A 26,293-nucleotide genomic window follows, 5' to 3' on the forward strand; every position below is an offset into this window, starting at 1 on the left:
GACAAGCGACCAGGGCTCTGTTCCAGTTGATGCGTCGCAGAGCAACGGCACCTGCAGTGAGATGTTCCAGATCTACGAATTGGCAGCCGCGCTGCTGACCTGGATTAAATAGATTTTCAAACAGGTTAACTGAGTTAAATGCGCTTGCAGAGCCGTTGGAAGATTATGTTCTCAGAACCTCGGGGAGAGCGCTGTGTACGACGATCAGGACGACATCGAGTATCACTCGAAGCGTGCGATCTCGGAGCTGGACAGGGGCTTGATCAGCCAGTCCATGGAAGCCGCCCGTGCGCACCTGCAGCTCTCTTCGCTCCATTTCGAACGGGCGCGCGAACTTTCAGGCACGCATTGCAGCAGCAGGCCACCGCTCAGTATGTGAGCGCGCCTGGGGCGCGGCGCGGCAACACCGATCTCGCTCGAGCTGTCGCAGTCTTGGAGCGAATCCATAAGCTGCCGTTCGTTCAGCCAATGGATCGTGTACTTCCGGCAGAATACTGATTTCGAGATAGTTGGAGCTGGAGGTGGGAGGCCCAATTCGGACGCGAGTCTGCGTGCAGGGCATTGTCGCTCTTTTGATTCGGATGCAAAAACATGCGCGTACCGGGAAGCGCGCGGCTTATCGCTGCGGCACTATCGCGTTTCCGCCCGGACACCTTAGGCTCTCAGCGATGGTGCCCAGGGACGGGATCGAACCGCCGACACTGCGATTTTCAGTCGCATGCTCTACCAACTGAGCTACCTGGGCATGATCCGGCGAATGCGGACGCCGCGCCTATAAAGGGCCCTAGCGCTCGCTGTCCAGCCCGTCCGATCCAAAATCGGCGTTTTCGTCCGCCACGGGGCCCGGAACGCGATAATTGTCGCCGAGCCAGTTCAAGAGGTCGCGGTCTTTGCAACCCTGGCTGCAGAACGGGGCGTGGACCGCGTCTTCCGGTTTGCCGCAGAGCGGACAGCCTTTGCGGCGTTTATCAGGCGAAGCGGGCATGGACATGTCCGGCCGATATGGCGAGGCCGGCCTCGGCCCGCAAGCCGATGGGGGCGCCGATCCGCTGCGTCAGCACCGAAAGCCAGTCGGGCGCAGCCTTGATGCGGGCGATGACCGGCGGCGCGGCGACGATCGTGCGTTCGCCGGCGCCGGGCGACCGCTCCGCCAGCCGAAGCAACGCCCGGGCCGCCGCACCGACGCGGTCGCCCTGCAGCAGCTCGGGCAGAGAGGGCCGCGTGCGCCGACGGACGATCTGGAGGAAGCCGAAGCCGTTGACCGCGGTGCGCTCGAAAGGCTGCGGCAGACTATCGTCGATCGCCGCGGCTGCCGCCTGGCGCTCGTCCTTGGAGGCGAGCGTGGGCAGATCGATTCCGATCGAGCCGCCGATGCCGAACAGGCGGATGGCTCGGCCGGCTGCCGCCGCGCCCGCGACCGCCAAAGCCGCGGGAGGCAGCGCGCCGTCGACGTCGAACAGGGTCATGGCCGGGGTGAGGCTCAACCGAAGCGCCCCGCCTTCAAACGCGATCTCGCCGGTCAGCGCCTGCTCCAGCATCTCCGACCAGCCGGCCCGCTCGAGCCGGTCGGGTCCGAAGGCGGAAAGCGCGACGACCGGGTGAGGGGAGGCGGCGATTCGATCCATGAGGCTCGGCCCGTCCGCCGGCCCGGCGTCGGTGATCCGGCCCTTGGGAAGCTTGGCGCGCCCGGCTTCGGGAATGGCCTCGCGGACGATCTCGACCCGGATCGCCGCACCTTCTGTGAGCCTGGCCGGAAGCGGCTCGATCAGCGCCTCACCGCAGTCCTGGAGGGCGGCAATGCCCCGGCGGCCGGGAATGAGGATCGTGGCGAGGCGGCCCGGCACGACGCTTCCGGCGCGCAGCGATCCCGGGAGCTCGATCCCGGCTTCGACAATGGAGTCCCCTTCGACGAGGGCGGCGCGGTTCTCGCCGATCCCCTCCTCGTAGAGCCACTCAGCCAAGGGGATGGCCGGCGGCGCGCAGCAGCGCGCGCGTTTCGAACAATGGCAGGCCGACCACGCCGGAATGGCTGCCCGAGATCATCCGTACCAAAGCCTCGGCCCGGCCCTGGATGGCGTAGCCGCCGGCCTTGCCCTGCCATTCGCCGCTGGCGAGATAGGCGTCGAGCTCGTCGTCGCTAAAGCGCTTGAAGGCGACGATGGTGGTGGAGAGGCGGTGGCGGGCGGTGCCGGCTCCGTCGATCAGGGTGACGGCGGAGTGGACCCGGTGCCTGCGGCCCGAGAGGAGCGACAGCGCCGCGCGCGCTTCGTCCGCACTCTCGGTCTTGGGAAGGATGCGCCGCCCCGCGGCCACGACCGTATCGGCCGCGAGCACGAGCGCGCCGGCTTCCGACGCATGGACCGCGGCGGCCTTCTCGGCGGCCATGCGCCGCGCATAGGGGATCGGAAGCTCGCCCTTGAGGGGTGTTTCGTCGATCTCGGCAGGGCGCACGGCGTCGGGCTCGACGCCGATGCGGGCGAGCAGGTCGAGCCGGCGAGGACTGGCGGAAGCGAGGACGAGCCGCGTCACGGCGCTATCCTCGATTACTTGAAGCGGTAAGTGATGCGACCCTTGGTCAGATCATAAGGAGTCAGTTCGACGAGCACTTCGTCGCCGACCAGGACACGAATGCGGTTCTTGCGCATCTTGCCCGCAGTGTGGCCGAGAATTTCGTGATCATTCTCGAGTTTTACACGGAACATGGCGTTGGGCAGCAGTTCGACCACCTGCCCGCGCATTTCCAGAAGTTCTTCTTTGGCCAAACCTTGCCTCTATTCGATGTCGGAAAAAATCGCGCTGCCATAGCGTTTGAACTGGAAAAAGGGAACCCCGCCCGAATCGCTCCGGACGGGGTTCTCGTAGAGCTTCGAAGATCAGCCGACCGCACCGCCGCCTGCCAGTGCTGCAAGCAGCAGCAGGGCGACGATATTGGTGATCTTGATCATCGGGTTCACGGCCGGGCCGGCCGTGTCCTTGTAGGGATCGCCGACGGTGTCGCCGGTCACGGCCGCCTTGTGGGCTTCCGAACCCTTGCCGCCGTGATTGCCGTCCTCGATGAACTTCTTGGCATTGTCCCAGGCGCCGCCGCCGGAGGTCATCGAGATGGCGACGAACAGGCCGCCGACGATGACGCCGAGCAGGAGCGCACCGAGCGCGGCGAAGCCCTGCTCGCGGCCGGCGATCGCGGCGATCACGAAATAGACGACGATCGGCGCCAGCACCGGCAGCAGGCTGGGCACGATCATCTCCTTGATCGCTGCGCGGGTGACCATGTCGACGGTGCGGGCGTAATCGGGCCGCGAGGTCCCGTCCATGATGCCGCTGTTAGTGCGGAACTGCTCGCGCACGTCGAGCACGACATCGCCGGCCGCGCGGCCGACGGCGGTCATGCCCATCGCCCCGAACAGATAGGGCAGCAACGCGCCGAGCAGCAGGCCGACGACGACATAGGGGTTGGAGAGCGAGAAATCGACGCCGGCCGGGCCGATGCCGAGTTCCGTGGCATAATGCTGGAGGTCGGTCGTATAGGCGCCGAACAGGACGAGGGCACCCAGTGCGGCCGAACCGATCGCATAGCCCTTGGTCACCGCCTTGGTGGTGTTGCCGACCGCGTCGAGCGCGTCGGTGCGGTGGCGAACGTCGTCATCCATTCCGGCCATTTCGGCAATGCCGCCGGCATTGTCGGTGACGGGTCCGTAAGCGTCGAGCGCGACCACCATCCCGGCCAGAGCGAGCATCGCCGTCGCCGCGAAGGCGATGCCGATGAGGCCGGCCAGCTGGTAGCTGACGATGATGCCGACGCAGATGACCACCGTCGGCATGGCGGTCGATTCCAGGCTGACGGCGAGGCCCTGAATGACGTTGGTGCCGTGGCCGGTTTCGGACGCCTTGGCGATCGAGCGGACCGGGCGGTAGTTCGTGCCGGTATAATATTCGGTGATCCAGACCAGCAGCGCCGTGACGCCGAGGCCAACGAGCATGCACCAGAACAGGTCCATGCCGGTGAAGCCGTCGCTGACCGCCGTCCGCGCGACCTGGGCTTCGACGTCTAGGCCGGCCGCTTCCCGGGCGCCGCCGATCACGGCGTTCATGTCGCCCAAAGTCTGGGCGGTGACGTAGTAGAGCGCCGGGATCGAGAGGAGCGCGGTCGTCCAGAAGCCCTTGTAGAGCGCCCCCATGATCGACTGCTTGGCGCCGAGGCGAACGAAATAGGTGCCGATGATCGAGGTGAGGATGCAGACGCCGCCGATGATCAGAGGCAGGCTCATCAGGCTCAGCAATTGCGCGTCGCTGCCCTGGACCAGCAGGGCCACCAGCACCATCGTCGCGCCGACGGTGACGACATAGGTCTCGAACAGATCGGCGGCCATGCCGGCGCAATCGCCGACATTGTCGCCGACATTGTCGGCGATCACGGCCGGGTTGCGGGGGTCGTCCTCGGGAATGCCGGCTTCGACCTTGCCGACGAGGTCGGCGCCGACGTCGGCGGCCTTGGTGAAGATGCCGCCGCCGAGGCGGGCGAAGATCGAGATCAAGGAAGCGCCGAACGCGAGCGCGACCAAAGCGTCGATGACCTCGCGGTCGGCCGGGGCGCGGCCCATCACGTCGACGAGGACGTAGAAGAAGACCGAGATGGCGAGCAAGGCGAGGCCCGCCACCAGCATGCCGGTGATCGCGCCGGCCCGGAAAGCGACGGTGAGGCCGCGCTGCAGGCTAGTGCGCGCGGCTTCCGCGGTGCGGACGTTGGCACGGACCGAGATGTTCATGCCGATATAGCCGGCCGCACCCGAAAGAAACGCGCCGATGACGAAGCCGATCGCTTCAATCGGGCCGAGAAAGATGAAGACCAAGACGGCAACGACCACGCCGACCATCGCGATCGTGCGATATTGGCGGCCGAGATAGGCCTTGGCGCCCTCCTGGATCGCGCTCGCGATATCGATCATTCTTTCGGAGCCGGCCGAACACGCAAGTACCTGGCGACTTGTCACAAAACCATAGAGCACCGCGGCAAGGCCGCAGGCTATGGCAATCAGTACAACGGTCATGAAACATCCTTCCCCTGTAAGGTCCGGGCAGGGTTGTTTCGCCCAGTTGCAATGTACCCGGACGGGAAGGTGTTAGGCAGGAATTAGAGAGCGTTCAAGTCGAGCTCTATTCTCGACTGAAACGGGACTCTAGCGCGTCTCGCCATGTTCGTAGCCGAGCCGCGACGGCAAAGGCACGGCGCCAGCCGCGTCCTCGAGCGAAAGGCCGGCGCCGGCGGCGAAGCGGCCTATGCAGGTCGCGGCGACGCCGTCCGGAAGGACCGGCGCGGCGAACAGCAGTTCATAATCGTCCCCGGCCTGCGCGGCGCGGAGACGCGCCTCGCGGTCCTTGCCGACCAGGCGAGTCAGAGCGTCCGACAGCGGAATAAGGTCGAGATCGATCACCACGGCGAGCCCCGAAGCCTCGGCCATCCGGCTCGCATCGATCAGCAGCCCGTCCGATATGTCCATCATCGCATGGACGTGGGGCGCGAGCCGGCGCCCTTCTTCGAGCCGCGGCTGGGGGCGGCGATAGGCTGCGAGCAGTTCGGCCGGCCCGTCGCGGCGGCCGGCGGCGATCTCCAGGCCCGGCCCGGCATCGCCGATGGTGCCGGTCACGAACAGGCCGTCGCCTTCCGCCGCGCCGCTGCGCGAGGGCACGACGCCCGCAGTGCCGAGCGCGGTCAGCGAGAAAGTGCGCGCCGCGCCGGATGGTGCGGCCACCGTGTCGCCGCCCAGCAACGGCACGGCAAAGGCGGCGAGCGCGTCGCGCAGACCGTCGAGAAAGGCGGCGTCCCAGTCCGCGTGCCCGAGCGAATAGCCGAGCAGGGCGCCGACCGGCGTCGCGCCCTTGGCGGCGAGGTCCGACAGGTTCACCGCGAGCAATTTCCAGGCGACGTCCGCCGGCGGGTCGGTGGCGAGGAAATGGACGCCCTCGACGATCATGTCGTGGGTGAGGACGAGGCCAGTGCCGCCGATCTCCATCACGGCGGCATCGTCGCGCAGGCCGCGCGCGGCCGGATCGGTCGCCAGCGCGCGCAGGGCGGAAATGAAGTCGGATTCGCGGCTCATGTGCCGAAACTAGCCCAGTTCCGCGCGGGGCGCGAAGCGGGGCCTACTTGCGGACGTCCTTGGCGACGGCGTCGAGCAGTCCGTTGACGAAATTGGCCTCGCGCTTGTCGTAGAAGGCCTTGGCGACGTCGACATATTCGGAAATGACGCTGCCGGTCGGAACGTCGATCCGCGCAACCAGTTCGTAGGCGCCGGCGCGCAGGATCTGCCGCATCGGCTTGTCGAGCCGCTCGATCGACCAGTCCTTGGCGAGGCGGGCCGCGATCAGGGCATCCAGCTCGACGCGGCGGGCATCGACGCCGCGGACGATGTCGTCGAAGAAATCGACCTCGGCGTTGGCATATTCGACGCCCTCGATCGTCGCGCCGAGCCGGTGCTGGTGGAATTCGTGGAGCAGGGTCGGGAGCGGGGTCTTCTCCATCTCCTGCTGGTACAGCGCCTGCACGGCGGCAAGCCGCGCGGCGGAACGCGAACGGGATCGGGCGGGAGTCTGCTGCATCGCGCGGGCCATAGCCAAAGCGGAGGGCGTTAGTCGAGCGGAGTCTCGGCGATGAAGTCGCGGATCGCCTCGGTGACGACCTCGGGCTGCTCCCAGGGCAGGAAGTGGCCCGCATCCTCGGCGATGACGATACGGAGATCGTCCACCAGCTCTTCCAGCCCGGCGAGTTGGATCGGCAGCAAGGCCTTGTCCTTCAGGCCCCAGACGACGAGCGTCGGCATCGTCACGTGCGGGAAGGGCGCGCGCGTCCAGAGCGGATGGTGCGCCGCCTCGCCCGGCTCGGGGACGAGGATGCGCGAGGCGCGGTACCAGTTGAGCATCGCCGTCAGCGCGCCTTCCTGCGCCCAGTCATGGAGATAGGCCTCGCGCTCGCCAGACGGGATCCGGCGCAGGTCGACATGGGCGCCGAAGCTCTTCTCGAAGAAGGTCTCCAGCCCCATGGCGCGTATCCCTTGCTCCATCCGCGGCTCGCGGAACCGGTTCATATATTGCGAGGCGGCGCGTTGGGCCTCGTCGTCGATCAGGCTGTTCTGGAAGAGCAGGGGGTGGGGTGCGTTGACGATCACCAGCCGCGCCACGCGCTCGGGATGGCGCAGCGCCGCCAGCCACGCCGCCGCGCCGCCCCAATCGTGGCCGACCAAAGTGAAGCGACCGAGGCCGAGCGCGTCGGCGAGCGCGACCAGATCCTCGACCACCCGCTCGGTCTGATAGGCCTCGGTCTCCTGCGGCTTGTCGGAGCCGCCGAAGCCGCGCTGGTCTGGGGCGACGACGCGAAAGTCGGCGGCCAATGCCTGCATCTGGAAGCGCCAGGTGCGGTGCGATTCCGGGAAGCCGTGGAGGAAGACGATCGGCTCGGCCTCCTCCGCGCCACCGAGCTGGACGGTGAGCGTCACGCCGGTCGGCAGGCCGATGCGGGTGGTGCGAGGCTCGCTCATGGGTAGCTGACCGTTATCGGGACGTCGGGAAGCGGGATTCGCTCGACGGCATCGTCGGGCACGAGCGGGAAACGCTGCGCATTCCAGTCGGCCTTGGCCTCCTCGATCCGGTCGCGGCGCGAGGAGACGAAGTTCCACCAGACATGGCGCGTGCCATCCATCGGCGCGCCGCCGCAGAGCATGACGTGGCCGCCGCCGAACGAGCGCAGGGTGGCGCGGATGCCGGGGCGGAGGACGTAGAGCACCATCGGCTCGAGCGGCAGGCCGTCGAGATCGGCATCGCCCTCCGCGACGTAGAGCGCGCGCTCCTCGGCCGCCGGATCGATGGGCAGCGCGCCGCCCGGCCGCAGCGCGAGATCGGCATAGATCGTCTCGCTGTGGCAGGTGACCGGGGAGGTGGCGCCCCAGAGAGTGCCCATGATCACCCGCGCCGTCGCGTCCCGGGACTCGATCACCGGCAGCGCTTCGCGTGCGACATGCTCGAAGGCCGGCGTCATCTCTTCCTTGGCCTGCGGCATGGCCAGCCAGGTCTGGATCCCGCTCAGTTCCGGCCCGTCCGGGCGCAGCTCGGCGGGCGACCGCTCGGAATGGACGATGCCGCGCCCGGCCGTCATCAGATTGACCGCGCCCGGCTCGATCCGCTGGACGGTGCCGAGCGAATCGCGATGGTCGATCGCACCCGCGAACAGATAGGTGACGGTCGCGAGGTTGATATGCGGGTGGGGCCGTACGTCCATGCCCGTCCCGGCCGGCAGGTGCGCCGGTCCCATCTGGTCGAAGAAGATGAAGGGGCCGACCATGGTCCGCGCCTTGTGCGGCAGCGTGCGATGGACCTTGAAGCCGCCAAGATCGTGGCTGACGGGATGGAGGACCTGCAGGAATGGATCGTCGGTCATCGGGCCATGCTCTCCCAGGTTGCGCCCCAGCGCGGGCACGTGCCGGACTCAGGCGATCACAGTGGCACGGGCGGCATTCAATTGCGATGGCTTCGGGCATCATCCGAAGCGCGGCGCGTCAGGGGAAGCGCGGCCTGATGCGCGGCTGGAAATGCTGGACGCACGACCAGAAATAGGAGGCGAGCACTTCCGCCAGGCGGGCTACGGCCTGGGGCGGGATGCGGGCGTGGCCGATCCGGCGCAGGAACAGCTTCGCGCCCGACGGCGTGACCGGGAGGATCGGCAGCTCCGCTCCTCTTTTGTGGTAGAGAAAGATGTTGGGGGTGGTCGCCAGCGCCTCGCGGCACCTCTGTTCGTAACAGGCAACCAGATCGAGCGGCGAGTTGCCGTCGCCCAGCGCGGCCGAGGCGCGGCGAAGCTGGCGATGGAGCGCGACGCGGGCCAGCCACCGGTCCAGCGCGGAGGTCTGCGCGTTGACGATCCCGACATGGACCGACCAGTAGATGAAGATGACGCATTCGCGCGCAAGCTGCTCGCCGGCGAAGGGGAGCAGATCCTTCAGGTCCCGCTCGAGCGATGCGGTGGCGTCCTCGACCAGCTCCCGAACGTGACGGCGCCTGCGGGCAAGCGCCAGCCAGCTCATACGCGGATTTCCGCGCGCTTGCCCTGCGCACCTTGCGGCATGGGGGGCGCCTCCTCGACCGCGAGCCGGAAGAAGCCGTTGCGCGACCATATTGCCGCTCCCACCATGAAGCGGCCGGTAGTCCGGTCCAGCAGCACGAAATCGTCGGGGCGGCCCAAAGCCTCCGCGATCATCTTCCCGCCGGTCGCGTAGGCGGCGTCGAGATCGGGCGCGTCGAACGCAAGCAGCCGCGGAGCCTGCCCGGCATGCATCCAGTAGCTCAGGCGGAAGGAGTGCAAGGCTTGTCTCTCGGAATCATTAGTCAACAACTGTTGATTAAATGCTCGTTCTGGGCCAGTCAATGGGGATGGAGGAGGGGATTGCGATGGAGGTCCAGACGAATGCGGCGAAGCGCAAGCGGGGGAGGCCGAAGCGCGAGCATGCACCCGATCCGGCGGCGATCCTCGCGGCCGCGCTCGGCCGGTTCGCGCACAACGGCTTTCACGGCACCAACCTTCGCGACATCGCCGCCGATGCCGAGGTCGACGTCGCCCTCGTAGCGCGCCAGTTCGGATCGAAAATGGGCCTGTGGAAGGCGGTGGTCGACGAAATCGCGGTGCGGATGGCCGATGCGCAGGCCGATATCGCCGCCCTCCAGGACGACCCGATGCCGCTGGGTGAGCGCATAGGCCGCGCGCTCGATCGTTTCGTCGCCTTCAATGCCGCCCACCGCGAGCTCGGGCAGTTCTTCGTCAACGAGGTCACTCGTCCCGGAGAGCGGCACGATTATGTGCTCGAGCGGCTATGGCTTCCCAATCGCCGCGCCCTCCTGCCGCTTCTCGCGGACGGGATCGATGCAGGCATCGTCGCCGCCAGCGACCCCGAACTCGCTTTGCTGATGCTGGTCGGGGCGGTGGCGCTGCCGCTGATTACGGGCGAAATGGTCTCGGAGGATCTCGGGCGGGACATGGAGACGCGCCTGTCGCAAGGCGTGAAGGCGCTGCTGGTCAGGGCCTGAGGCCGCGTCCGGCCGCCAAGCCTGGGCTCATTCTCCCGGGGCTCTGGCCTTGATCGCCAGCGCGTGGACGCGCTCGGCGAGCAGATCGCCGAGCGCCGTGTTGACCGCGCGCTGGCGTGCGACGCGGCTCATGCCGGCGAACTGCTCGGCCACGATCTCGACGGTGAAATGGCTCTCGCCGCGTCCGTCATGGCCGGCATGGCCGCGATGCATCTCGCTGTCGTCCCGAACGACGAGATGCGTCGGAGCGAGGCTCTGCTGGAGACGTTTTGTGATTTCGGCCGCGACCGGTCCGGTTAAATGCTGGGTCATCGGGTCTTATATAGCGGCTCGGACTGCGAAAGGGAGATGAGTGGCGAGTTCGGGGAAGAAGCAGACGCGATTTCATGGCCGCGTCGAGGGAGAGCGCCATTGCTCCCAGCCGGGCTGCGTCGAGCCGGGCGAATTCCGCGCGCCCGCGGCCGGCCGCCGACCCAATTTCGACGGGCCGGGTGACTGGCGCTGGCTGTGCCTCGACCATGTCCGTGAATTCAACTCCGGCTACAATTTCTTCAACGGCATGAGTCCCGACGAAATCGAGGCGGCGCAGACCCCCTATGGCGGCTGGGACCGGGAGACGCGGGCGTTCGCCGCCAACGGCTCCTCGCCGCCGAAATGGGCCGATTTCGTCGACCCGCTCGACGCGATCGGCGCCCGCTTCCAGCGTGCGGCCGGCCAGGGGCCGCAGCGCGCAGACGGGCGCGTGCTGAGCGAGCAGGACCGCAAATCGCTGAAGACGCTGGGGCTTGGAACCGACACCGACCGGCGCGCGCTTAGACGGCGATACGCCGAGCTGCTGCGCCGCTATCATCCCGATCATAATGGCGGCGACCGCGGCCATGAGAAAGCGTTGCAGGCCGTCATCGGGGCCTATACGCAGCTCAAATCACGTCCCGCTTTCGCTTGAACCTGGAAAGAATGATGGCCGAACTTGCCAATGTGAACCTCGACAGCCGTGCCGCCACGGTGATGGACGCGCCCGACAAGATCGTGAAGGTGCGCGACCTCTTCGGGGTCGACAGCGACATGGAAGTTCCGGCTTTCTCGGAGGCCGACGAGCGGGTGCCGGACCTCGATCCGGCCTATGTCTTCGATCCGGACACCACGCTCGCCATCTGCGCCGGCTTCGCGCGCAACCGTCGCGTCATGGTCCAGGGCTATCACGGCACCGGCAAGTCGACCCATATCGAGCAGGTCGCCGCGCGCCTCAATTGGCCGCTGATCCGCATCAACCTCGACGCCCATATCAGCCGCATCGACCTCATCGGCCGCGACGCGATCGTGCTCCGCGACGGCCAGCAGGTCACCGAATTCCGCGAGGGCCTGCTGCCGTGGGCGCTGCAGACGCCGACTGCGCTCGTGTTCGATGAATATGATGCCGGCCGTCCGGACGTGATGTTCGTCATCCAGCGCGTGCTGGAGGCGGAGGGCAAGCTGACCCTGCTCGACCAGAACCGGGTGATCCGCCCCAATCCCTTCTTCCGCCTGTTCGCCACGACCAACACGATCGGGCTGGGCGACACGACCGGCCTCTATCACGGCACCCAGCAGATCAACCAGGGCCAGATGGACCGCTGGAACATCGTCGTCACGCTCAATTACCTGCCGGCGGCGACCGAGGCGCGCATCGTCCTCGCCAAGTCGGGCGAGTATGACCATGAGGGCGGCCGCGCCGAGGTCGAGAAGATGATCAAGGTCGCCGATTTGACCCGCCAAGGCTTCATCAACGGCGACATCTCGACCGTGATGAGCCCGCGCTCGGTGATCAGCTGGGCGCAGAATGCGCTGATCTTCAACGATATCGGCTTCGCCTTCCGCCTCTCGTTCCTGAACAAGTGCGACGAAGCCGAGCGCGCGCTGATCGCGGAATATTATCAGCGCGTCTTCGGCAAGGACCTGCCGGAGAGCGTCGTCGGCCGGGTCGGCTGAGCCCGCAGGGCCATGCCGCAGAGCGAAAATCCACTCGAGACTTTCCGCCAGGTCCTGACCGGCGCGTCGCGCGCGATCGCGGCCGAGCCCGAGCTCGAGCTCGGCTTCACCGCCGACGTGCCGACCGCATCGGGCAAGAGCGTCAAGGTGCCGATGCCGGGGCGGACGCTGCCGGAGCGCGAGGTTGCCGAGGCGCGCGGATTCGCCGACGCCGCGGCGCTGAAGCTGCGCCACCACGATCCCGTTTTGCACGCCCGCAACGCGCCGGCCGACGACGTCGCCCGCGCCGTATTCTCCGCCGCCGAGCAGGCGCGGGTCGAGGCGCTCGGCGCGCGGGCGATGGCCGGCGTGCGGGCGAACCTCAATCGCGTCACCGAGATGCGGATGCGCACCGATCCGATCACGCGCGCGCGCAACCGCGAAGAAGTGCCGCTGCAGACCGCCATCTCGCTGATGGTGCGCGAGCGGCTGACCGGCGAGGCGCCGCCCGAGGCGGCCCGCGCCGGCATCCACCTGGTCTCGGACTGGATCGAGGAGAAAGCCGGCGCCGATCTCGATGCGCTCGGCCTCGCGCTCGACGACCAGGCGGCGTTCGCCGCGCTCACCACCAAGGTCCTCCAGGATCTCGAACTGGTCGAGAAGGACCGCCCGCCCGAGCAGGACCCCGACGAGGGCGACGAAGGCGAGGGCGACGACCAGGACGAGGGCGGCGATTCCGAGAGCGATTCGGACGACGAGGCCGGCGGCGAAGGCGAGGCCGACATCCGCGTCGAGCAGGGCGATTCCGGCGAGGACCAGGACGAGAGCGACTATGCCGAGGACGATCTGTCCGAGGGCGACGAGGGCATGGGCGAGGAAGGCGAGGAGGGGATGCTCCCCGTCCGCCCGAACCGCCCGCTTTCGGACCTGTCGCCGCATTTCGACTATCGCGTGTTCACCGACCGCTTCGACGAGACCGTCGAGGCCGGCGAATTGTGCGACGAAGAGGAACTGGGGCGGCTGCGCTCCTATCTCGACCAGCAGCTCACCCACCTGCAGGGCGCCGTGACCAAGCTTGCCAACCGGCTCCAGCGGCGGCTGATGGCGCAGCAGAGCCGGAGCTGGGATTTCGACCAGGAGGAAGGCCTGCTCGATGCGGCGCGGCTGGCGCGCGTGGTCGTCAATCCCGCCCAGTCGCTGAGCTACAAGGTCGAGAAGGAAGCCGATTTCCGCGACACGGTAGTGAGCCTGCTGATCGACAATAGCGGGTCCATGCGCGGCAGGCCGATTTCGATCGCGGCGATCAGCGCCGACATCATGGCGCGGACGCTGGAGCGGTGCGGCGTGAAGGTCGAGATACTCGGCTTCACGACGCGCGCGTGGAAGGGCGGGCAATCACGCGAGCGCTGGCTGACCGAAGGCCGGCCGCCGCACCCGGGACGCCTCAACGACCTGCGTCACATCGTCTACAAGAGGGCGGACGAGCCCTGGCGCCGGGCGCGCAAGAATCTCGGGCTGATGATGCGCGAGGGGCTGCTCAAGGAGAATATCGACGGCGAGGCCTTGCTGTGGGCGCACCAGCGGCTGGTCAACCGCCCCGAGGAGCGGCGCATCCTGATGGTGATCTCGGACGGCGCGCCGGTCGACGATTCGACGCTGTCGGTGAACAGCGGCACCTATCTCGAGCGCCACCTGCGCCAGGTGATCGGCTGGATCGAGAGCCGTTCGCCGGTCGAACTGATCGCGATCGGCATCGGCCACGACGTCACGCGCTACTATCAGAAGGCGGTGACGATCATGGACGCCGAGCAATTGGGCGGCACCATGGTCGAACAGCTCGCGGCCCTGTTCGACGCCGAATGAAGTAGGGCCCGACACTCCGTGGAGTGCCGGGCCCCGCCCTCGTTACGCTACAGGAGGGATTAGGCTCGCTCAGCAATCGGCCTTGTCGATCGCGCGGCCGGCGAGGGCGCCGATCGCGCCGCCGATGATGGCGCCGGTGGTGCCGCTGTCGCGGCGGCCGTAGCGGCTGTTGCCGCCGCGATCGACTTCGCGGCCGAGCAGGGCGCCGGCGACGCCGCCGACGATGGTGCCGGTCGTGCCCGAGCAGCTGCGGCGGTAGCGGTCGTCATAGCCGCGGCGATTGTAATAGCCGGCATTGGAGTTGCGGCCATAATAGCCGTTGTTCCGGTACGAGCGGTTGTTCCCGTAATAGCCGTTGTTCCGGTAGCCGCGGTCGCTGCGATAGCTGCGCTCGTAGCGGCCCGAATCGTAATAGCCGTCGCGGTTGCGCGCTTCCGCGGCGGCCGGCAACGCGGTCAGCGACGTTGCGGCGACGGCGGCGGCGAGCATGATCTTCTTAAGCATGACAAATCTCCTTGTTCTACTGGGCGGCGGTCCGCCGAACCGACACTGAAGTCGCCTTGGGCCTTCGTCCTTGGTGCCCCTTATCGGGCGATTCGCTTGAGCCCTGTCTGAATGCGGTCGTCAGCCGCGGTTCATCGAGATTAACCATGCGACGCCGCCCTCGCGCGGCTATCAGGGGGGCGATGCGTGCCCTCCTCGCCCTGATCGCCTGGCCGCTGCTGGCGACCTTTGCGCCGACCAATTTGTTCCGGCCCGCGCCGATCCCGGCCAGGACAACGATCGCGTTCGAGCCGGTGCCGCTCGACGCCAGCGATCCCGCCCGCCGCCGCATCGGCGACTTCTTCTATCTGGGCGGCTGGGCGATCCGCAGCAACGATCCCCGTTTCGGCGGGATTTCCTCGATGCATGTGCGGGACGGGGCCGTCATCGCGCTCAGCGACGCCGGGCAGCTCCTCCGCTTCCATGTTCCCCGCACGGGCCGCCAGGGACTTAGCATCGCCGCGCTGCCCGACGGGCCCGGCACAACCGACCGCAAGAAGGAACGCGATTCGGAGGCGATGACGGTGCACGGCGACCACGCCTGGGTGGCGTTCGAGCGGCACAATGCGGTCTGGCGCTATCGGCTCGGCGATTGGCGGAGCGATTCGGCGGCCCAGCCGGAGGTGATGCGCGGCTGGCGCTCCAATTCCGGCGGAGAGGGCCTATTGCGGCTACCGGACGGCCGATTCCTGGTCTTCGCCGAGGCCCGGAAGCAGCCGGACGGCGTCGGCGAAGTGGCCTTGTTCGACGGCGATCCGGCGGTGGAGGCGACGCCCTCGCGCCGGATCTTCTACCGGCCGCCGGAGGGATACCGCCTCACCGATGCCGCCCTGCTGCCGGACGGGCGGATGCTGCTGCTCAACCGGCGCTTCACGCCGCTCGAAGGCGTGTCGGCAAAGCTCACCGTCGCCCCGATCGCACCTTGGCAGGAGGGGGCCGTGATCGAGCCGCGCGAGATCGCCCATTTCCAGGCGCCCGTGACGGTCGACAATCTGGAGGCGCTGAGCGTCAGTCGCGAAGGCGGCCGCACGATCGTCTGGATCGCGTCGGACGACAATTTTAGCGGATTGCAGCGGACCTTGCTGCTGAAGCTCGCGCTGGCGCCGGACGCACGAAAAGAAGCCGGGAAAATCCCGGCTCCTTGATTCGTTCGAGAAAGGACGCTCCCGCAGTTGCGGGAGCGACAGCCGTTTAGGCGGCCGCCGTCGCCTGCTTCTTGACGATCTCGCGCTTCAGGCGCTGGACGTTCAGGCTCAGCTTCTCGTCCGAAGTCTTGGCGAGCCAATTGTCGAGGCCGCCGACATGCTCGACCGAGCGCAGGCCAGCCATCGAGACGCGCAGCTTCACGCCGCGGCCGAGAGCGTCCGACATCAAGGTGACGTTCTGCAGGTTGGGCAGGAAGGTCCGCTTGGTCTTGTTGTTGGCGTGGGAAACATTGTTACCCACCAGCCGGCCCTTGCCGGTCAGTTCGCAAATCCGCGACATTTCATCTCGTCCTGGAATGGGGAACATGTCCCCGGAAAGTGGGCGCACCTAACCACGATGACGGCTTTCGTCAACCGTTTACGCGGTTGGCGTCGGAGGCCGGTCCGGCAGATCGTTGCGCTAGTGCAACCGATTCAGACAAGCTGCGTTGTCCCTCCAACTACACAGGTTCTGAAGGAGGAATTTCTATGTCTCGCAAGGTTCTCGGATTGCTCGCGGTCGTCGTCGTCATTGTGATCATCCTGTTCGCCACCGGCTTCTGGAGTGCGGACGTCAAGGAAGGCGCGCTGCCGGACGTCGACGTCACCGCCGAGGGCGGCGAAATGCCCGCGGTCGACGTCGATTCGAAGGAAGTCGTGGTCGGCACGACCGAGACCAACATCGAAGTTCCGACCGTCGACACCAAGACCGAAACGGTCGACGTGCCGGTCATCGGCGTCAAGGACAATAACGAGCAGTAAGGATTGGAGGCCGCGGGGTGACTGTCACGCTCGTCCTCGCGGCCCTCTTCCTGCCGCCGCTGGCGGTCTTCCTGGCCGAAGGCGTTTCCAGAAACTTCTGGATCGCCTTCGGCCTTACTTGTCTGGGCTATCTGCCCGGCGTCGTTTTCGCCTTCCTGATCCTGCTGAGAAGGCGCCCGCCGGCATCGCCGGCATAGCGCTCGCCGCTCCCGGCCGCTAACCGTCGGCCATGGCCTTTCCGCTTCCCGAACCGATGCGCCTCGCGCTCGACGCCGCCCGCAGCGCCGCCGACGATGGCGAAGTGCCGGTCGGCGCCGTGGTCGTACGCGGGACCGAGATCGTCGCGGTGACGGCCAATGCGATGCGCGCCGGCCATGATCCTACCGCCCATGCCGAGATGGTGGCGCTGCGCGCGGCGGCGCAGGCGCTCGGCACCTCCCGGCTCGACGAATGCGACCTCTGGGTGACGCTGGAGCCGTGCGCGATGTGCGCCGGCGCGATCGCGCTGGCGCGAATCGGGCGGCTCTATTTCGCTGCGGCGGATCCCAAGGGAGGGGCGGTGCTGCACGGCCCGCGACTGTTCGCTCAGCCGACCTGCCATCACGCCCCCGAAATCTACGCCGGCATCGGCGAGGAGCAGGCGGCGGAGATATTGCGCGACTTCTTCCGCGAGCGCCGCGCATAGAAAAGGCGCCGGGGACGTGTCCCCGGCGCCTGTTTCACGAGCCGTGCGTCAGGCAGCTACCGGCACGATCCGGATCTCGACGCGGCGGTTGGCGGAGCGACCCGCCTCGGTGCCGTTGTCGGCGATCGGACGGCTGGAGCCGAACCCCTGGGTCGCGATGCGCGCCTGATTGACGCCGCGCTGGGCGAGGTAGGACGCGACCGACTGCGCGCGATTCTGCGACAGCGGGATATTGATGCCGTCGCCGCCCGACGGGTCGGTGTGGCCGTAGACGTCGATCATCGTCGACGGATAGGAAGCCAGCGTCCGCGCGACATCGTCCAGGGTCGACTGGAATTGCGGCTGGATCTGGTAGCTGTTGATGGGGAAGGTGATTCCCGCGGGCATGCGCAGGGCGATCTCGTCGCCTTCGCGGATGACGTCGACGCCGGTGCCGGCCGTCTCGCGGCGCAGTTCCTGCTCCTGCTTGTCCATATAGGCGCCGATCGCGCCGCCGGCGATGCCGCCGATGCCGGCGCCGATGATCTTCTCGGTACGATCGCCCTTGCCGCCGATCAGGTCGCCGGCGAGATAGCCGCCGACGACGCCGAGGCCCGCGCCGATCGCGGCGCGGGAGACCCGGCGCTCGCCGGTATTGGGGTCGGTGACGCAGGCGGTGGTGGCCAGCAACGCGGTTGCTGCGGCCGCCAGCGTGATACGCTTGGATATGGGCATACTCATTCCTTTCCCTGTGAAGGGGACATGTTGAACGCAGGTCCAACCGCCACCGGGCGGGCTTGTTCCTCCGGCGCGGACGCCGCCGTCACGAACCAGTTGTCGTTGCCGGAGGTTCACGGCTAAAGAGGGCGGGCAGACCATGTCGCCCGCACATCCCCCCCTATCGCCATTCCCGTGGTTTGACGTTGTCGTCATCCTGCTTCTCATCGCGCTCAACGGCGTCTTCGCCATGTCCGAGCTGGCGATCGTATCGGCACGGGAGGCGCGGCTGAAGGCGATGGCCAAGGCCGGCCGGCGCGGCGCCCGCATCGCGCTCGATCTCGCCGCCGATCCCGGCCGCTTCCTGTCGACCGTCCAGATCGGAATCACCCTTATCGGCATTCTGGCCGGCGCCTATTCGGGCGCCAGCCTCGGCGGGCCCGTCGCGGAGCGGCTGATGCCGTTCGGCGTCGAAAAGGAGCTGGCGGGGACGCTCGGCTTCACCATCGTGATCGCGCTCACCACCTACGCCTCTTTGATCATCGGCGAGCTGGTGCCCAAGCAGTTCGCCCTGCGCGCGCCGGAGCCGATCGCCGTCTTCATGGCGCCGATCATGCTGTGGATGGCCAAGGTCACCGCCCCGTTCGTGTGGCTGCTCGACCGGTCGAGCGCGCTCGTCTTCCGTATCCTCGGCATGCAGCGCGAATCGGACAGCAAGGTCACTGCCGAGGAACTTCACCTCGTCGTCGCCGAGGCGACCCATGCCGGCGTGCTCGAGGAGAATGAGCGGGCGATCATCTCCGGCGTGGTGCGCCTCGCCGACCGTCCGACCCGCGAGGTAATGACGCCGCGCACCGACGTCGACTGGATCGATGTCGACGCCAGCCCGCAGGATATACGGGCGTTCCTGATCGAAACGCCGCACAGCCGCTTCCCGGTGGCCGAAGGATCGGTCGACCGGCTACTGGGCGTGGTGCAATTGCGCGACATCGTCGCCTCGCAGATCGAGGGCGAGCCGCTCAACCTGCGCGGACTGGTGCGCGAGGCGCCGGTGGTGCCCGACCAGATGGACGCGATGGACGCGCTCGCCGTGTTGCGCTCGGCCGAAGTGCCGGTCGCCTTCGTCCACGACGAATATGGCCATTTCGACGGAATCCTCACGCCCGCCGACCTGCTCGCCGCTCTGGCCGGGGTGTTCGCGTCCGACCGCGGCGACGACCGCGATCCGCCGCTGGTCGAGCGCGAGGACGGGAGTTGGCTGATTTCCGGCTCGCTGTCCGCCGATGGCATGGCCGACGCGCTGGGTTTCGGCCTGCCCGACGACCGCGACTATGCGACCGCGGCCGGCTTTGCCTTGTCAGTGCTCAAGCATTTGCCGGAGACGGGAGAGGCGTTCCGCTTCGCCGGCTGGCGCTTCGAGATCGTCGACATGGACGGCCACAAGATCGACAAGTTGCTCGCCACCCACATGCGCGGCTGACGCGCCGGCCGCCGGCGCCTCAGCCGCCGAGGGCGCCGAAGCGGGCTTCGAAGCCGTCGCGGTCGTCGCGGGCGAGGTAGAAGGCCTGTTCGACGACGCGGTCGCGGGTCAGGCGGCCCTTGAAGGGCCCGAGCTTGTCCTCGAGGATCGCGACCTCATTCTCGGTCAAGGCGGCGAGCTGCTCGAAACGGATGATGCCGTTCTCGTTGAGGCGCGCGGCGAGCTTCGGGCCGACGCCCTTCAGCATCTGGAGGTTGTCGGGCGGGCCCTCGGCGCCGGGCAGTTCCGAATGGACCTCTGCGCCGATGATCTGGCCGGCGACGTCCGCGGTTGCGGCCGCTGCCGAATCGGCGAGGCCGTGGCCTTCACGCGCCTGGCGCGCTGCAGCAGGGGCGGGGGCTGGCGCTGGTACGGGTGCGGCGGGTCGGACATAGGGGCGCTCGAGCGGCGCGGCGGGATCGGCTTCCCGGCTGAGGCGCGGCGTCCCGGCGGAGCGGCGCGAGAAGGCCCACCAGGCGATCGCCAGGCCGATTACCAAAGCGATGATGATGGGGATCAGATAGGCTTCGATCACAGTCGTCATGATGAGTGTCGTTCCTTCACAGATAGCCTTCGCGCTTCGGGCGCCCGAACAGCAGGCGACCGAGCGCGAGCCCGATAAGATAAGCGAGCAGGATGAAAGCGAGCGCCTCCGCGAGCAGCGGTATTGCGGTCTCGGCCTGGCCGGTGTCCGCCCAGCGGATCGAGGAGATGCCCTCGATCGCGTCGACGCGGTCGTTGAGGCCGGGGAATTCGCCCATGCCTTCGCGCTGGAAGGCGTTGGCGGGGCCGGAGAGGGTCGCGGCGCGCGTCAGCGGGTCGTGGCCGAGCCGCGCCTGGACGCCCGGCACTTCGGCGACCGCCTGCTGCGCCTGCGCTTCCAGCGCGCCCACGAACGCTTCGCCCTGGCCGAGCGGACCGTGATAGGCCCAGCCCATCAGCATCACCGCAACAAAACCGATCAGAATCTTAACCGCGGGCGACATGTCCCAACTCCCCTGTCCATCAGCATGAACAATGTTTCGTGCCCGTAAAATATCCCGTTCGGCGCCGTGCGGCTAGCCGAGCCGTTCGATCTCGCGCCAGCCGATGTCTCGGCGATAGAATCCGGTCGGAAAGTCGATCGCCCCGGCTGCCGCATAAGCGGCGTCGCGCGCGGCGCGGACATCCGGCCCGCGCGCGGTCACGTTGAGCACGCGGCCACCGCTGGCAACCAAGCTGCCTTCGTGAAGCGCCGTCCCGGCATGGAAGACCTTGGCGCCCCGGACCTCGCCGACGCCGTCGATGCGGCCGCCTTTCTCGGGCGTTGCCGGATAGCCGTTGGCCGCCATAACGATGGTGAGGGCGGCGTCGTCGCTAAAGCGCGGCGGCTCCGCGTCCGCCAGCGTCCCCTTGGCGGTGGCGTACAACAGCTCGAGCAGGTCGGTCTCGAGGCGCGTCATCAGCACCTGGCATTCGGGGTCGCCGAAGCGCGCATTATATTCGATCAGGGAAGGACCCTCGGCAGTCAGCATCAGCCCGGCGAAGAGGACGCCCGAATAAGGCGTCCCGCTCTCGGCCATCGCGCGGACCGTCGGACGGACGATCTCCTCCATCACCCGCTCCTCGAGCGCCGGCGTCAGGACCGCGGCCGGACTGTAGGCGCCCATGCCGCCGGTATTGGGGCCGGTATCGCCGTCGCCGACGCGCTTGTGGTCCTGCGCCGATCCGAACGGCACGACATGGGTGCCGTCGGTGATCGCGAAGAAGCTCGCTTCCTCACCGGTCAGGAACTGCTCGATCACGACCGAGGCGCCGGCAGCGCCGAAGCCGCCCTCGAACATCACGTCCAGCGCGGCCTGCGCCTCCTCGGCCGTTTCGGCGATGATCACGCCCTTGCCCGCGGCGAGGCCGTCGGCCTTGATCACGACCGGCAGGCCGAAATCGGACAGCGCGGCTTCGGCGGCGAGCTTGTCGCCGGCCTTCACGTAGCGCGCGGTGGGGATGCCGTGGCGGGCGCACAGATCCTTGGTGAAGCTCTTCGACCCTTCGAGCTGGGCCGGAATGCGGTTGGGCCCGAACACGGCGAAGCCCATCGTTCGCAGGTTGTCGCCGAGGCCGTCGACGAGCGGCGCCTCCGGCCCGACCACGACCAGCTCGACCGAATTGCGGCGGCAGAAATCGACCACCGCGCGGTGATCGGCGGCATCGAGGTCGACAAGCTGGGCATGCTCTGCGATGCCCGGATTGCCGGGCGCCGCGAACAGCTTGCCGAGCCTGGGCGATTGCGCCAGCTTCCACGCCAGCGCATGCTCGCGCCCGCCCGAGCCGATCAACAGGACATTCATGGACGACTTCCCTTCAACTGATGGCGGGCTCCTAGCAACCGAAGCCCCCGGCGACAACGCACCGGCGCAGACCGTCTCCGAACTGTCGATGCGACTGAAGCGCACGGTCGAGGACGCCTTCGGCTTCGTGCGGGTCCGCGGCGAGATTTCGGGCTGGAAGCGCGCGGCGTCGGGCCATTGCTATCTCTGCCTGAAGGACGACAAGGCGGTGATCGACGGCGTGCTGTGGAAGGCGACCGCCGGCGCGCTGCGCTTCCGCCCGGAGGACGGCATCGAGGTCGTCGCCACGGGCAAGCTCACCACCTATCCCGGGCGCTCGCGCTATCAGATCGTGATCGACCGGCTCGAGCTGGCCGGGCAGGGCGCGCTGATGGCGCTGCTCGACAAGCGCCGCCGCGCGCTCGCGGCCGAGGGGCTGTTCGACGAGCAGCGCAAAAAGCGCCTGCCGTTCCTGCCGCGCGTGATCGGCGTCGTCACCTCGCCGACCGGGGCGGTGATCCGCGACATCCTCCACCGCCTCGCCGACCGCTGCCCGAGCCACGTGATCGTCTGGCCGGTGCCGGTCCAGGGCGACGGCGCGGCCCCCCAGATCGCCGCCGCGATACGCGGCTTCGACGCGCTCGGCACGGGCGGCCCCGTGCCGCGCCCGGACCTGGTGATCGTCGCGCGCGGCGGCGGCTCGATCGAGGATCTGTGGGCGTTCAACGAGGAGGAGGTGGTGCGCGCCGTCGCCGACTGCTCGATCCCCATCATCTCCGCGGTCGGGCACGAGACCGATACATCCCTGTGCGACTTCGCCGCGGACATCCGCGCGCCCACACCGACCGCCGCCGCCGAGATCGCGGTGCCGGTCCGGTCGGACCTGCTGGCCCAGCTCGGCGAACTCGGCGCGCGTACCGCGCGCTGCGCCGCCCGCGCCCGCGAGCGCGCCGCCGAGCAGCTCGAGAACAGCGCGCGCCGCCTGCCTGCGCCGGCGGACCTTCTCGCGCCGCAGCGCCAGCGGCTGGACGATCTCGCCGAGCGGCTGCCGCGCGCGCTGCGCGGGTCGATCAGCCATGCGCGGGCCGACCTCGGTCATGCCGGCGGCGCGCTGCGGCCGTCCTTGCTGTCGGCGGCGGTACGGCGGAGCAGCGAGCGGCTGGCCGCGATCCGCCTCGACAAGGCCTTGGTGCAGCGCCGCATCCTCGAGGGGCAGCGGCTGGTCGACGGCCTGTGGCGCATCGCGGCTCAAGCCCATCCGGACAAGCCGCTCGCGAAGGGCTATGTGCGGGTCGAGGACCGTTCCGGCCACGCTTTGGTCGCGGCGGAGGCGGCACGGAAGGCGGGGAAAATCACGCTGGTCTTCGGCGACGGCCGCGTCGATGCGCAGGTCGACGGGGTTGAGCGCGGGCGCCGCGCGCCTTACGTGGCAGCCAAGCCAGACCAACCCAAATTGCTGTAACGGAACTGCCCATGCTGATGTCGAACAACGGTCGCCCCGCCAAGCTCCATTATATGGCCGGCACCTTCCGCATGCTGAGCTCGGGTGACCACGTCGTCTGCGCCGTCACCGGCCAGAAGATCCCGCTCGACGAGCTCCGCTACTGGAGCATCGCGCGCCAGGAAGCCTATGCCGACGCCGAGGCGTCGGTGAAGGCGGAGTCGGGCGGCTGAGCAGAAAGGATCCCGCCGAGCTTGTCAGCGGGTGATCTCGGTGATTGTATCGCGCGGATGAGCGACACCAGCATATTAGCCAGGGAACTGACGGCGCGCGCCGCGCGCGCCCGCAAGGAGGGTCGGCCGGCAGACGCGGTGAGCGCCGCGCAGGAGGCTGTTGCGGTGGACCCGCAGTCGGCGCCCGCATGGAACATGCTGGGGCTGCTGCAGATGGAGACCGGCGATCCGAAGGCCGCGGCTGCGAGCTTCAGGCTTGCCTTGAGCCACGATCCCCAGCCGCCGGCCGTCTGGTATAATCTCGCGTGCAGCCTCGGTATCTGCGGCGAATTCGCTGCCCAATTGGAAAGCCTCGAAGAGGTGCTCTCGCGGGACAATTTCTTCCTTCCAGCCATTCTCTCCAAGGGCGTGGTGCTGAAGAAACTCGGCCGCGGAGAAGAGGCCTACCAACTGTGCAAATCGGTTCTGGCCGGGGTCGGAGACGACGCCGCTTTCCCCCCGTCCGTTCGCGCCCAGATCCACGAGGCTCGGGAGATCGTCCGGACCTTCGGCGGGGCCCGCCACCGTCACTATGATGCGGTCCTTGCCGAGGTCGCCTCTGCATATCCGCAGGTGGACCTTTCCCGTGTGCGCGGCTTCGCCGAGCAGCGCGCCGGACAACGCAAGGTCTATGTGCAGCAACCCACCGCCGGTCACTTCCCCTATCTGCCGGCGATCGAGTTTTTCGATCGGGCGCTCTTTCCCTGGTTCGAGAATTTGGAGGCGGGAACGGCGGAGATCCGGGCCGAGCTCTTGTCCCTGCTCGTCGATGAGGATCCGAATTTCCGGCCCTACGTGACATATGCGCCCGGCACGCCGCTCAACCAGTGGGAGGAACTCAACCATTCGCCGCGCTGGAGCGCCTGGTTCTTGTGGGAGAATGGCCAAAGGAACCACGCCAATTGCGCCCGTTGCCCCCGAACCGCGGCGATCGTCGAGGCGCTACCGATGCTGGACATGCCGGGCAAGGCGCCCACGGTCATGTTCTCCATCCTTCGGCCGGAAACCAAAATACCCCCTCACACGGGGTCGACCAACGTCCGGACTACCGTTCACCTGCCGCTGATCGTTCCCGAAGGCTGCGGGTTCCGGGTGGGAGCCGAAACACGGACATGGCGCGAAGGGGAGGCCTGGGCCTTCGACGACACGATCGAGCACGAGGCGTGGAACGACAGCGCCAAGCCGCGGGCGATCCTCATCCTCGATGCCTGGAATCCGCTACTGAGCGAGGCCGAGCGCGCGGCCGTAAGATTGGTGGGCTGAGCCTGCCCTGATCAGTTGATCCTGCGCACGCGGAGGGCGGTTTGGCCGTTGACGTTGGCGAGATAAGATCCAAGCGCGGCGCGCCGGATCACGATTTTGTGCCCCGGCTTTGGATCGATGGGCAAATCCCGGCTGTCGATCTGCAGCCACCTTGCGCCATCTGCCAGCGTGATCACCCACTTTCCACTTGGGCCGTTGTTGACGGAGCGCACGGTGCTTTCGACCTGCGCGACGGCTGCATCCTCGTCCTTATCCCCGAATATGCCGAGGTCGGGGAGGGCGAAGCCGAACAGTGACGATCTCGTCTTGCGGATCTGCTGCCGATCCATGACGACGAGATCTTCCCGTTGCACGGCCGCGTCCATAGCTCCCGTTTCCCGGTCGAAGCAGGCGAGGCGCTCTTCCGCCGAGGCGATGGCGCGGCAATCCAGCAGCCGCGACAGCGCGGCCGGCTGGTCGCGTGGCGGTTGTTGAGCCGCGGCCGCGGCCGGCGCAGTGCAAAGCATCAGAGTGGCGATAAGGGTTGAGCGCATGCGCATAAGGACCTCGCTGGACGGACGGGGGATCGTACGGTTGGTCGGCCTATGCATGCAAGCCTCCGTCCGCGGTGCGCTCTTCGGTTAGACGGACGCGAGGCGATTGACCTTCGTCGCAGGTCGCGTCAGGCGCGCCCGATGAGCGACAGTTCCGAATTCGAAGAGCGGGCGATGTGGTTTCTTCATCGCGTCGATCCCGTAGGTCGCAAGCTCCGTTATGTGCATGCCATACCTTCCGCCCTCCGCGCTGCCACATTTCTGGACGGGCGAACGACCTTCTGGGAGGGTACGGAAAGGGTCGTCGATTTCGCCCAGGCTCAGCCGAGCGGTACAGGCGGAGGCTCGATCCGCTACATCTTCCACGTGTCGTTCTGCGGGTCGACCCTGCTCGCGTCCGTCCTGGACGAAGCTTGCGAGGCGTTCGTGCTTAAGGAACCCCAGTGTCTCGTCGACCTGGCCGACTGGAAAAAGACACTGCGACAACATCACGCGACCGATCCGGCCTTCGGAGGAATTCTGGATGTGGTGCAAGAAGCTCTTCTGATTCCCGGTCAGGCCACCGTGGTGAAGCCGAGTAATTGGGCGAATAACATCGTAGCCGATCTTTGCAGCTCCCGTCGGTCCGCCGAGCGCCTCTTCCTCACGATGGACGCGGAGTCATTCCTCCGCGCCGTCTTTCGCGGAGGGCGCGATCGGATCGCGTTCACCGCGCGGGTGGCCGGTCATCTCGCAAGTGCCTTTGGCGGAGGACAGGGGCTGGTTGCGCAGGCCATTTCCGAGACCGCCGATCCGCTCGGACGCGCCGCTAATCTGTGTGCTCTGACGCACTATCTTCAACTGTCTCTGTTCGAAGCCGCCTGTCCCGACTGGAAGGACTCGGGAAGTCACCTTGATTTTGCCGAGATCAGTGGCGATCTCGAAGGCGCCGTTCGGAAGGCCGCTGCGGCGCTCGGCCTCACCCTCTCCGATGCTTTGCTGTTGCGGGCGCTTGACCGGTGGCAAGAGCGAAACGCCAAGCAGCATCAAGCCGTCTTTTCGAAAGCGGCCCACGCCGAAGCCGACATGATGATCGGGCGCGTTCACGGCAAACATATTGCGGACGCCCTCCGATGGGCCGATGGGCTTCAACTGCCAGCCGCGCAGCCCCCGCTGGACCATTTGCCTGTGTGACCTTTTTACTACAGGCGAGTGATAACCCTATAGTGATT

General features: G+C 67.5%; 33 protein-coding genes and 1 tRNA gene. 14 read left to right on the forward strand and 20 right to left on the reverse strand.

Features of this window, described 5'->3' with window-relative positions:
* Positions 1–193 precede the first annotated feature (193 nt).
* Complete coding sequence (locus SH591_RS10890) at positions 194–379, forward strand: hypothetical protein (RefSeq protein WP_324749144.1); 186 nt, start codon at positions 194–196, stop codon at positions 377–379.
* Between the two features lie 290 nt (positions 380–669).
* Here the strand turns inward: SH591_RS10890 and SH591_RS10895 are convergent.
* From SH591_RS10895 to SH591_RS10950, 12 genes are all read right to left on the reverse strand, one after another.
* Positions 670–745 (reverse strand) — tRNA-Phe (locus SH591_RS10895).
* Between the two features lie 39 nt (positions 746–784).
* A complete protein-coding gene (gene yacG, locus SH591_RS10900) occupies positions 785–991 on the reverse strand; it encodes a DNA gyrase inhibitor YacG (protein WP_322831533.1) in 207 nt (68 codons plus the stop codon).
* The gene (locus tag SH591_RS10905) at positions 969–1,961 is read right to left on the reverse strand and encodes a ribonuclease (protein WP_324749145.1); all 993 of its coding nucleotides are present in this window, start codon (positions 1,959–1,961) and stop codon (positions 969–971) included. Before SH591_RS10905 ends, yacG begins: the two co-directional genes overlap by 23 nt.
* Positions 1,954–2,529, reverse strand: coding sequence for a Maf family protein (locus SH591_RS10910; RefSeq protein WP_324749146.1), 576 nt, complete (start codon positions 2,527–2,529; stop codon positions 1,954–1,956). The genes SH591_RS10905 and SH591_RS10910 overlap by 8 nt, the downstream gene beginning before the upstream one ends.
* Positions 2,530–2,543: 14 nt before the next feature.
* Complete coding sequence (infA, locus tag SH591_RS10915; RefSeq protein ID WP_010162480.1) at positions 2,544–2,762, reverse strand: translation initiation factor IF-1; 219 nt, start codon at positions 2,760–2,762, stop codon at positions 2,544–2,546.
* A gap of 111 nt (positions 2,763–2,873) precedes the next feature.
* Positions 2,874–5,048: a sodium-translocating pyrophosphatase gene (locus SH591_RS10920; protein WP_322831536.1), complete on the reverse strand. Its 2,175-nt coding sequence runs from the start codon at positions 5,046–5,048 to the stop codon at positions 2,874–2,876.
* A 129-nt stretch (positions 5,049–5,177) separates the two neighbouring features.
* The gene (gene thiL / locus SH591_RS10925; RefSeq protein ID WP_324749147.1) at positions 5,178–6,098 is read right to left on the reverse strand and encodes a thiamine-phosphate kinase; all 921 of its coding nucleotides are present in this window, start codon (positions 6,096–6,098) and stop codon (positions 5,178–5,180) included.
* A gap of 43 nt (positions 6,099–6,141) precedes the next feature.
* Positions 6,142–6,597 (reverse strand): transcription antitermination factor NusB, encoded by a 456-nt coding sequence (gene nusB / locus SH591_RS10930; protein ID WP_324749148.1) that lies wholly within the window; start codon positions 6,595–6,597, stop codon positions 6,142–6,144.
* Between the two features lie 29 nt (positions 6,598–6,626).
* Complete coding sequence (locus SH591_RS10935) at positions 6,627–7,532, reverse strand: alpha/beta fold hydrolase (RefSeq protein WP_324749149.1); 906 nt, start codon at positions 7,530–7,532, stop codon at positions 6,627–6,629.
* Positions 7,529–8,428 (reverse strand): pirin family protein, encoded by a 900-nt coding sequence (locus SH591_RS10940; protein WP_324749150.1) that lies wholly within the window; start codon positions 8,426–8,428, stop codon positions 7,529–7,531. The genes SH591_RS10935 and SH591_RS10940 overlap by 4 nt, the downstream gene beginning before the upstream one ends.
* 118 nt (positions 8,429–8,546) lie before the next feature.
* The gene (locus SH591_RS10945; protein ID WP_322831540.1) at positions 8,547–9,071 is read right to left on the reverse strand and encodes a hypothetical protein; all 525 of its coding nucleotides are present in this window, start codon (positions 9,069–9,071) and stop codon (positions 8,547–8,549) included.
* Positions 9,068–9,349, reverse strand: a complete 282-nt coding sequence (locus SH591_RS10950; RefSeq protein WP_324749151.1) for a hypothetical protein — start codon at positions 9,347–9,349, stop codon at positions 9,068–9,070. The genes SH591_RS10945 and SH591_RS10950 overlap by 4 nt, the downstream gene beginning before the upstream one ends.
* Positions 9,350–9,435: 86 nt before the next feature.
* Between SH591_RS10950 and SH591_RS10955 the strand changes: the two genes are divergently transcribed.
* The gene (locus SH591_RS10955; protein ID WP_324749152.1) at positions 9,436–10,068 is read left to right on the forward strand and encodes a TetR/AcrR family transcriptional regulator; all 633 of its coding nucleotides are present in this window, start codon (positions 9,436–9,438) and stop codon (positions 10,066–10,068) included.
* 27 nt (positions 10,069–10,095) lie between these two features.
* Here the strand turns inward: SH591_RS10955 and SH591_RS10960 are convergent, their stop codons facing one another.
* Positions 10,096–10,380 (reverse strand): BolA family protein, encoded by a 285-nt coding sequence (locus SH591_RS10960; protein WP_324749153.1) that lies wholly within the window; start codon positions 10,378–10,380, stop codon positions 10,096–10,098.
* Between the two features lie 40 nt (positions 10,381–10,420).
* Here SH591_RS10960 and SH591_RS10965 point away from each other — a divergent pair, with 40 nt between their 5' ends.
* From SH591_RS10965 to cobT, 3 genes are read left to right on the forward strand one after another with little or no spacing between them, the layout of a single operon-like run.
* Positions 10,421–11,014: a J domain-containing protein gene (locus SH591_RS10965; RefSeq protein WP_324749154.1), complete on the forward strand. Its 594-nt coding sequence runs from the start codon at positions 10,421–10,423 to the stop codon at positions 11,012–11,014.
* Between the two features lie 14 nt (positions 11,015–11,028).
* Positions 11,029–12,036, forward strand: a complete 1,008-nt coding sequence (gene cobS / locus SH591_RS10970; protein ID WP_324751366.1) for a cobaltochelatase subunit CobS — start codon at positions 11,029–11,031, stop codon at positions 12,034–12,036.
* Positions 12,037–12,048: 12 nt separating this feature from the next.
* The gene (cobT, locus tag SH591_RS10975) at positions 12,049–13,878 is read left to right on the forward strand and encodes a cobaltochelatase subunit CobT (protein WP_324749155.1); all 1,830 of its coding nucleotides are present in this window, start codon (positions 12,049–12,051) and stop codon (positions 13,876–13,878) included.
* Positions 13,879–13,947: 69 nt separating this feature from the next.
* Here the strand turns inward: cobT and SH591_RS10980 are convergent, their stop codons facing one another.
* Positions 13,948–14,382 (reverse strand): glycine zipper 2TM domain-containing protein, encoded by a 435-nt coding sequence (locus tag SH591_RS10980; protein WP_324749156.1) that lies wholly within the window; start codon positions 14,380–14,382, stop codon positions 13,948–13,950.
* Between the two features lie 182 nt (positions 14,383–14,564).
* On the opposite strand from SH591_RS10980, the gene SH591_RS10985 reads away from it, so the two are divergent.
* Positions 14,565–15,566, forward strand: coding sequence for an esterase-like activity of phytase family protein (locus tag SH591_RS10985; protein ID WP_324749157.1), 1,002 nt, complete (start codon positions 14,565–14,567; stop codon positions 15,564–15,566).
* A gap of 46 nt (positions 15,567–15,612) precedes the next feature.
* Here SH591_RS10985 and rpmB read toward each other — a convergent pair whose 3' ends face one another.
* A complete protein-coding gene (gene rpmB, locus SH591_RS10990; RefSeq protein WP_322831548.1) occupies positions 15,613–15,906 on the reverse strand; it encodes a 50S ribosomal protein L28 in 294 nt (97 codons plus the stop codon).
* 188 nt (positions 15,907–16,094) lie between these two features.
* Here rpmB and SH591_RS10995 point away from each other — a divergent pair, with 188 nt between their 5' ends.
* The 3 genes from SH591_RS10995 to SH591_RS11005 are packed head-to-tail and all read left to right on the forward strand — an operon-like array spanning position 16,095 to position 17,052.
* A complete protein-coding gene (locus SH591_RS10995) occupies positions 16,095–16,367 on the forward strand; it encodes a hypothetical protein (RefSeq protein ID WP_322831549.1) in 273 nt (90 codons plus the stop codon).
* Between the two features lie 17 nt (positions 16,368–16,384).
* Positions 16,385–16,564, forward strand: a complete 180-nt coding sequence (locus tag SH591_RS11000; protein ID WP_324749158.1) for a YqaE/Pmp3 family membrane protein — start codon at positions 16,385–16,387, stop codon at positions 16,562–16,564.
* Between the two features lie 32 nt (positions 16,565–16,596).
* On the forward strand, positions 16,597–17,052 hold the full coding sequence (locus SH591_RS11005) for a nucleoside deaminase (protein WP_324749159.1): 456 nt from the start codon (positions 16,597–16,599) through the stop codon (positions 17,050–17,052).
* Between the two features lie 48 nt (positions 17,053–17,100).
* Here the strand turns inward: SH591_RS11005 and SH591_RS11010 are convergent, their stop codons facing one another.
* Positions 17,101–17,766, reverse strand: a complete 666-nt coding sequence (locus tag SH591_RS11010) for a YiaD family glycine zipper/OmpA-like lipoprotein (protein ID WP_322831639.1) — start codon at positions 17,764–17,766, stop codon at positions 17,101–17,103.
* Positions 17,767–17,908: 142 nt separating this feature from the next.
* Between SH591_RS11010 and SH591_RS11015 the strand changes: the two genes are divergently transcribed.
* Positions 17,909–19,228 carry a hemolysin family protein gene (locus SH591_RS11015; RefSeq protein WP_324749160.1) on the forward strand — a complete coding sequence of 440 codons (1,320 nt, stop codon included), beginning with the start codon at positions 17,909–17,911 and terminating at the stop codon, positions 19,226–19,228.
* Positions 19,229–19,247: 19 nt separating this feature from the next.
* Here the strand turns inward: SH591_RS11015 and SH591_RS11020 are convergent, their stop codons facing one another.
* The 3 genes from SH591_RS11020 to purD form a co-directional block, all read right to left on the reverse strand.
* Positions 19,248–19,811, reverse strand: a complete 564-nt coding sequence (locus SH591_RS11020; protein ID WP_324749161.1) for a hypothetical protein — start codon at positions 19,809–19,811, stop codon at positions 19,248–19,250.
* Between the two features lie 16 nt (positions 19,812–19,827).
* Positions 19,828–20,253 (reverse strand): hypothetical protein, encoded by a 426-nt coding sequence (locus SH591_RS11025; protein WP_322831554.1) that lies wholly within the window; start codon positions 20,251–20,253, stop codon positions 19,828–19,830.
* 72 nt (positions 20,254–20,325) lie between these two features.
* Positions 20,326–21,594, reverse strand: coding sequence for a phosphoribosylamine--glycine ligase (gene purD / locus SH591_RS11030; protein ID WP_324749162.1), 1,269 nt, complete (start codon positions 21,592–21,594; stop codon positions 20,326–20,328).
* Between purD and xseA the strand changes: the two genes are divergently transcribed.
* From xseA to SH591_RS11045, 3 genes are read left to right on the forward strand one after another with little or no spacing between them, the layout of a single operon-like run.
* Positions 21,593–23,035 (forward strand): exodeoxyribonuclease VII large subunit, encoded by a 1,443-nt coding sequence (gene xseA / locus SH591_RS11035; RefSeq protein WP_324749163.1) that lies wholly within the window; start codon positions 21,593–21,595, stop codon positions 23,033–23,035. The genes purD and xseA overlap by 2 nt on opposite strands.
* A gap of 11 nt (positions 23,036–23,046) precedes the next feature.
* Positions 23,047–23,247, forward strand: a complete 201-nt coding sequence (locus tag SH591_RS11040) for a DUF2093 domain-containing protein (protein ID WP_324749164.1) — start codon at positions 23,047–23,049, stop codon at positions 23,245–23,247.
* 57 nt (positions 23,248–23,304) lie between these two features.
* A complete protein-coding gene (locus tag SH591_RS11045; protein WP_324749165.1) occupies positions 23,305–24,549 on the forward strand; it encodes an aspartyl/asparaginyl beta-hydroxylase domain-containing protein in 1,245 nt (414 codons plus the stop codon).
* 11 nt (positions 24,550–24,560) lie between these two features.
* On the opposite strand, the gene SH591_RS11050 is transcribed toward SH591_RS11045, so the two are convergent.
* A complete protein-coding gene (locus tag SH591_RS11050) occupies positions 24,561–25,055 on the reverse strand; it encodes a hypothetical protein (protein ID WP_324749166.1) in 495 nt (164 codons plus the stop codon).
* Between the two features lie 168 nt (positions 25,056–25,223).
* Here SH591_RS11050 and SH591_RS11055 point away from each other — a divergent pair, with 168 nt between their 5' ends.
* Positions 25,224–26,255 (forward strand): hypothetical protein, encoded by a 1,032-nt coding sequence (locus SH591_RS11055; protein WP_324749167.1) that lies wholly within the window; start codon positions 25,224–25,226, stop codon positions 26,253–26,255.
* Positions 26,256–26,293 lie beyond the last annotated feature (38 nt).

Source organism: Sphingomonas sp. LY54 (assembly GCF_035594035.1).
Classification (GTDB): domain Bacteria; phylum Pseudomonadota; class Alphaproteobacteria; order Sphingomonadales; family Sphingomonadaceae; genus Allosphingosinicella.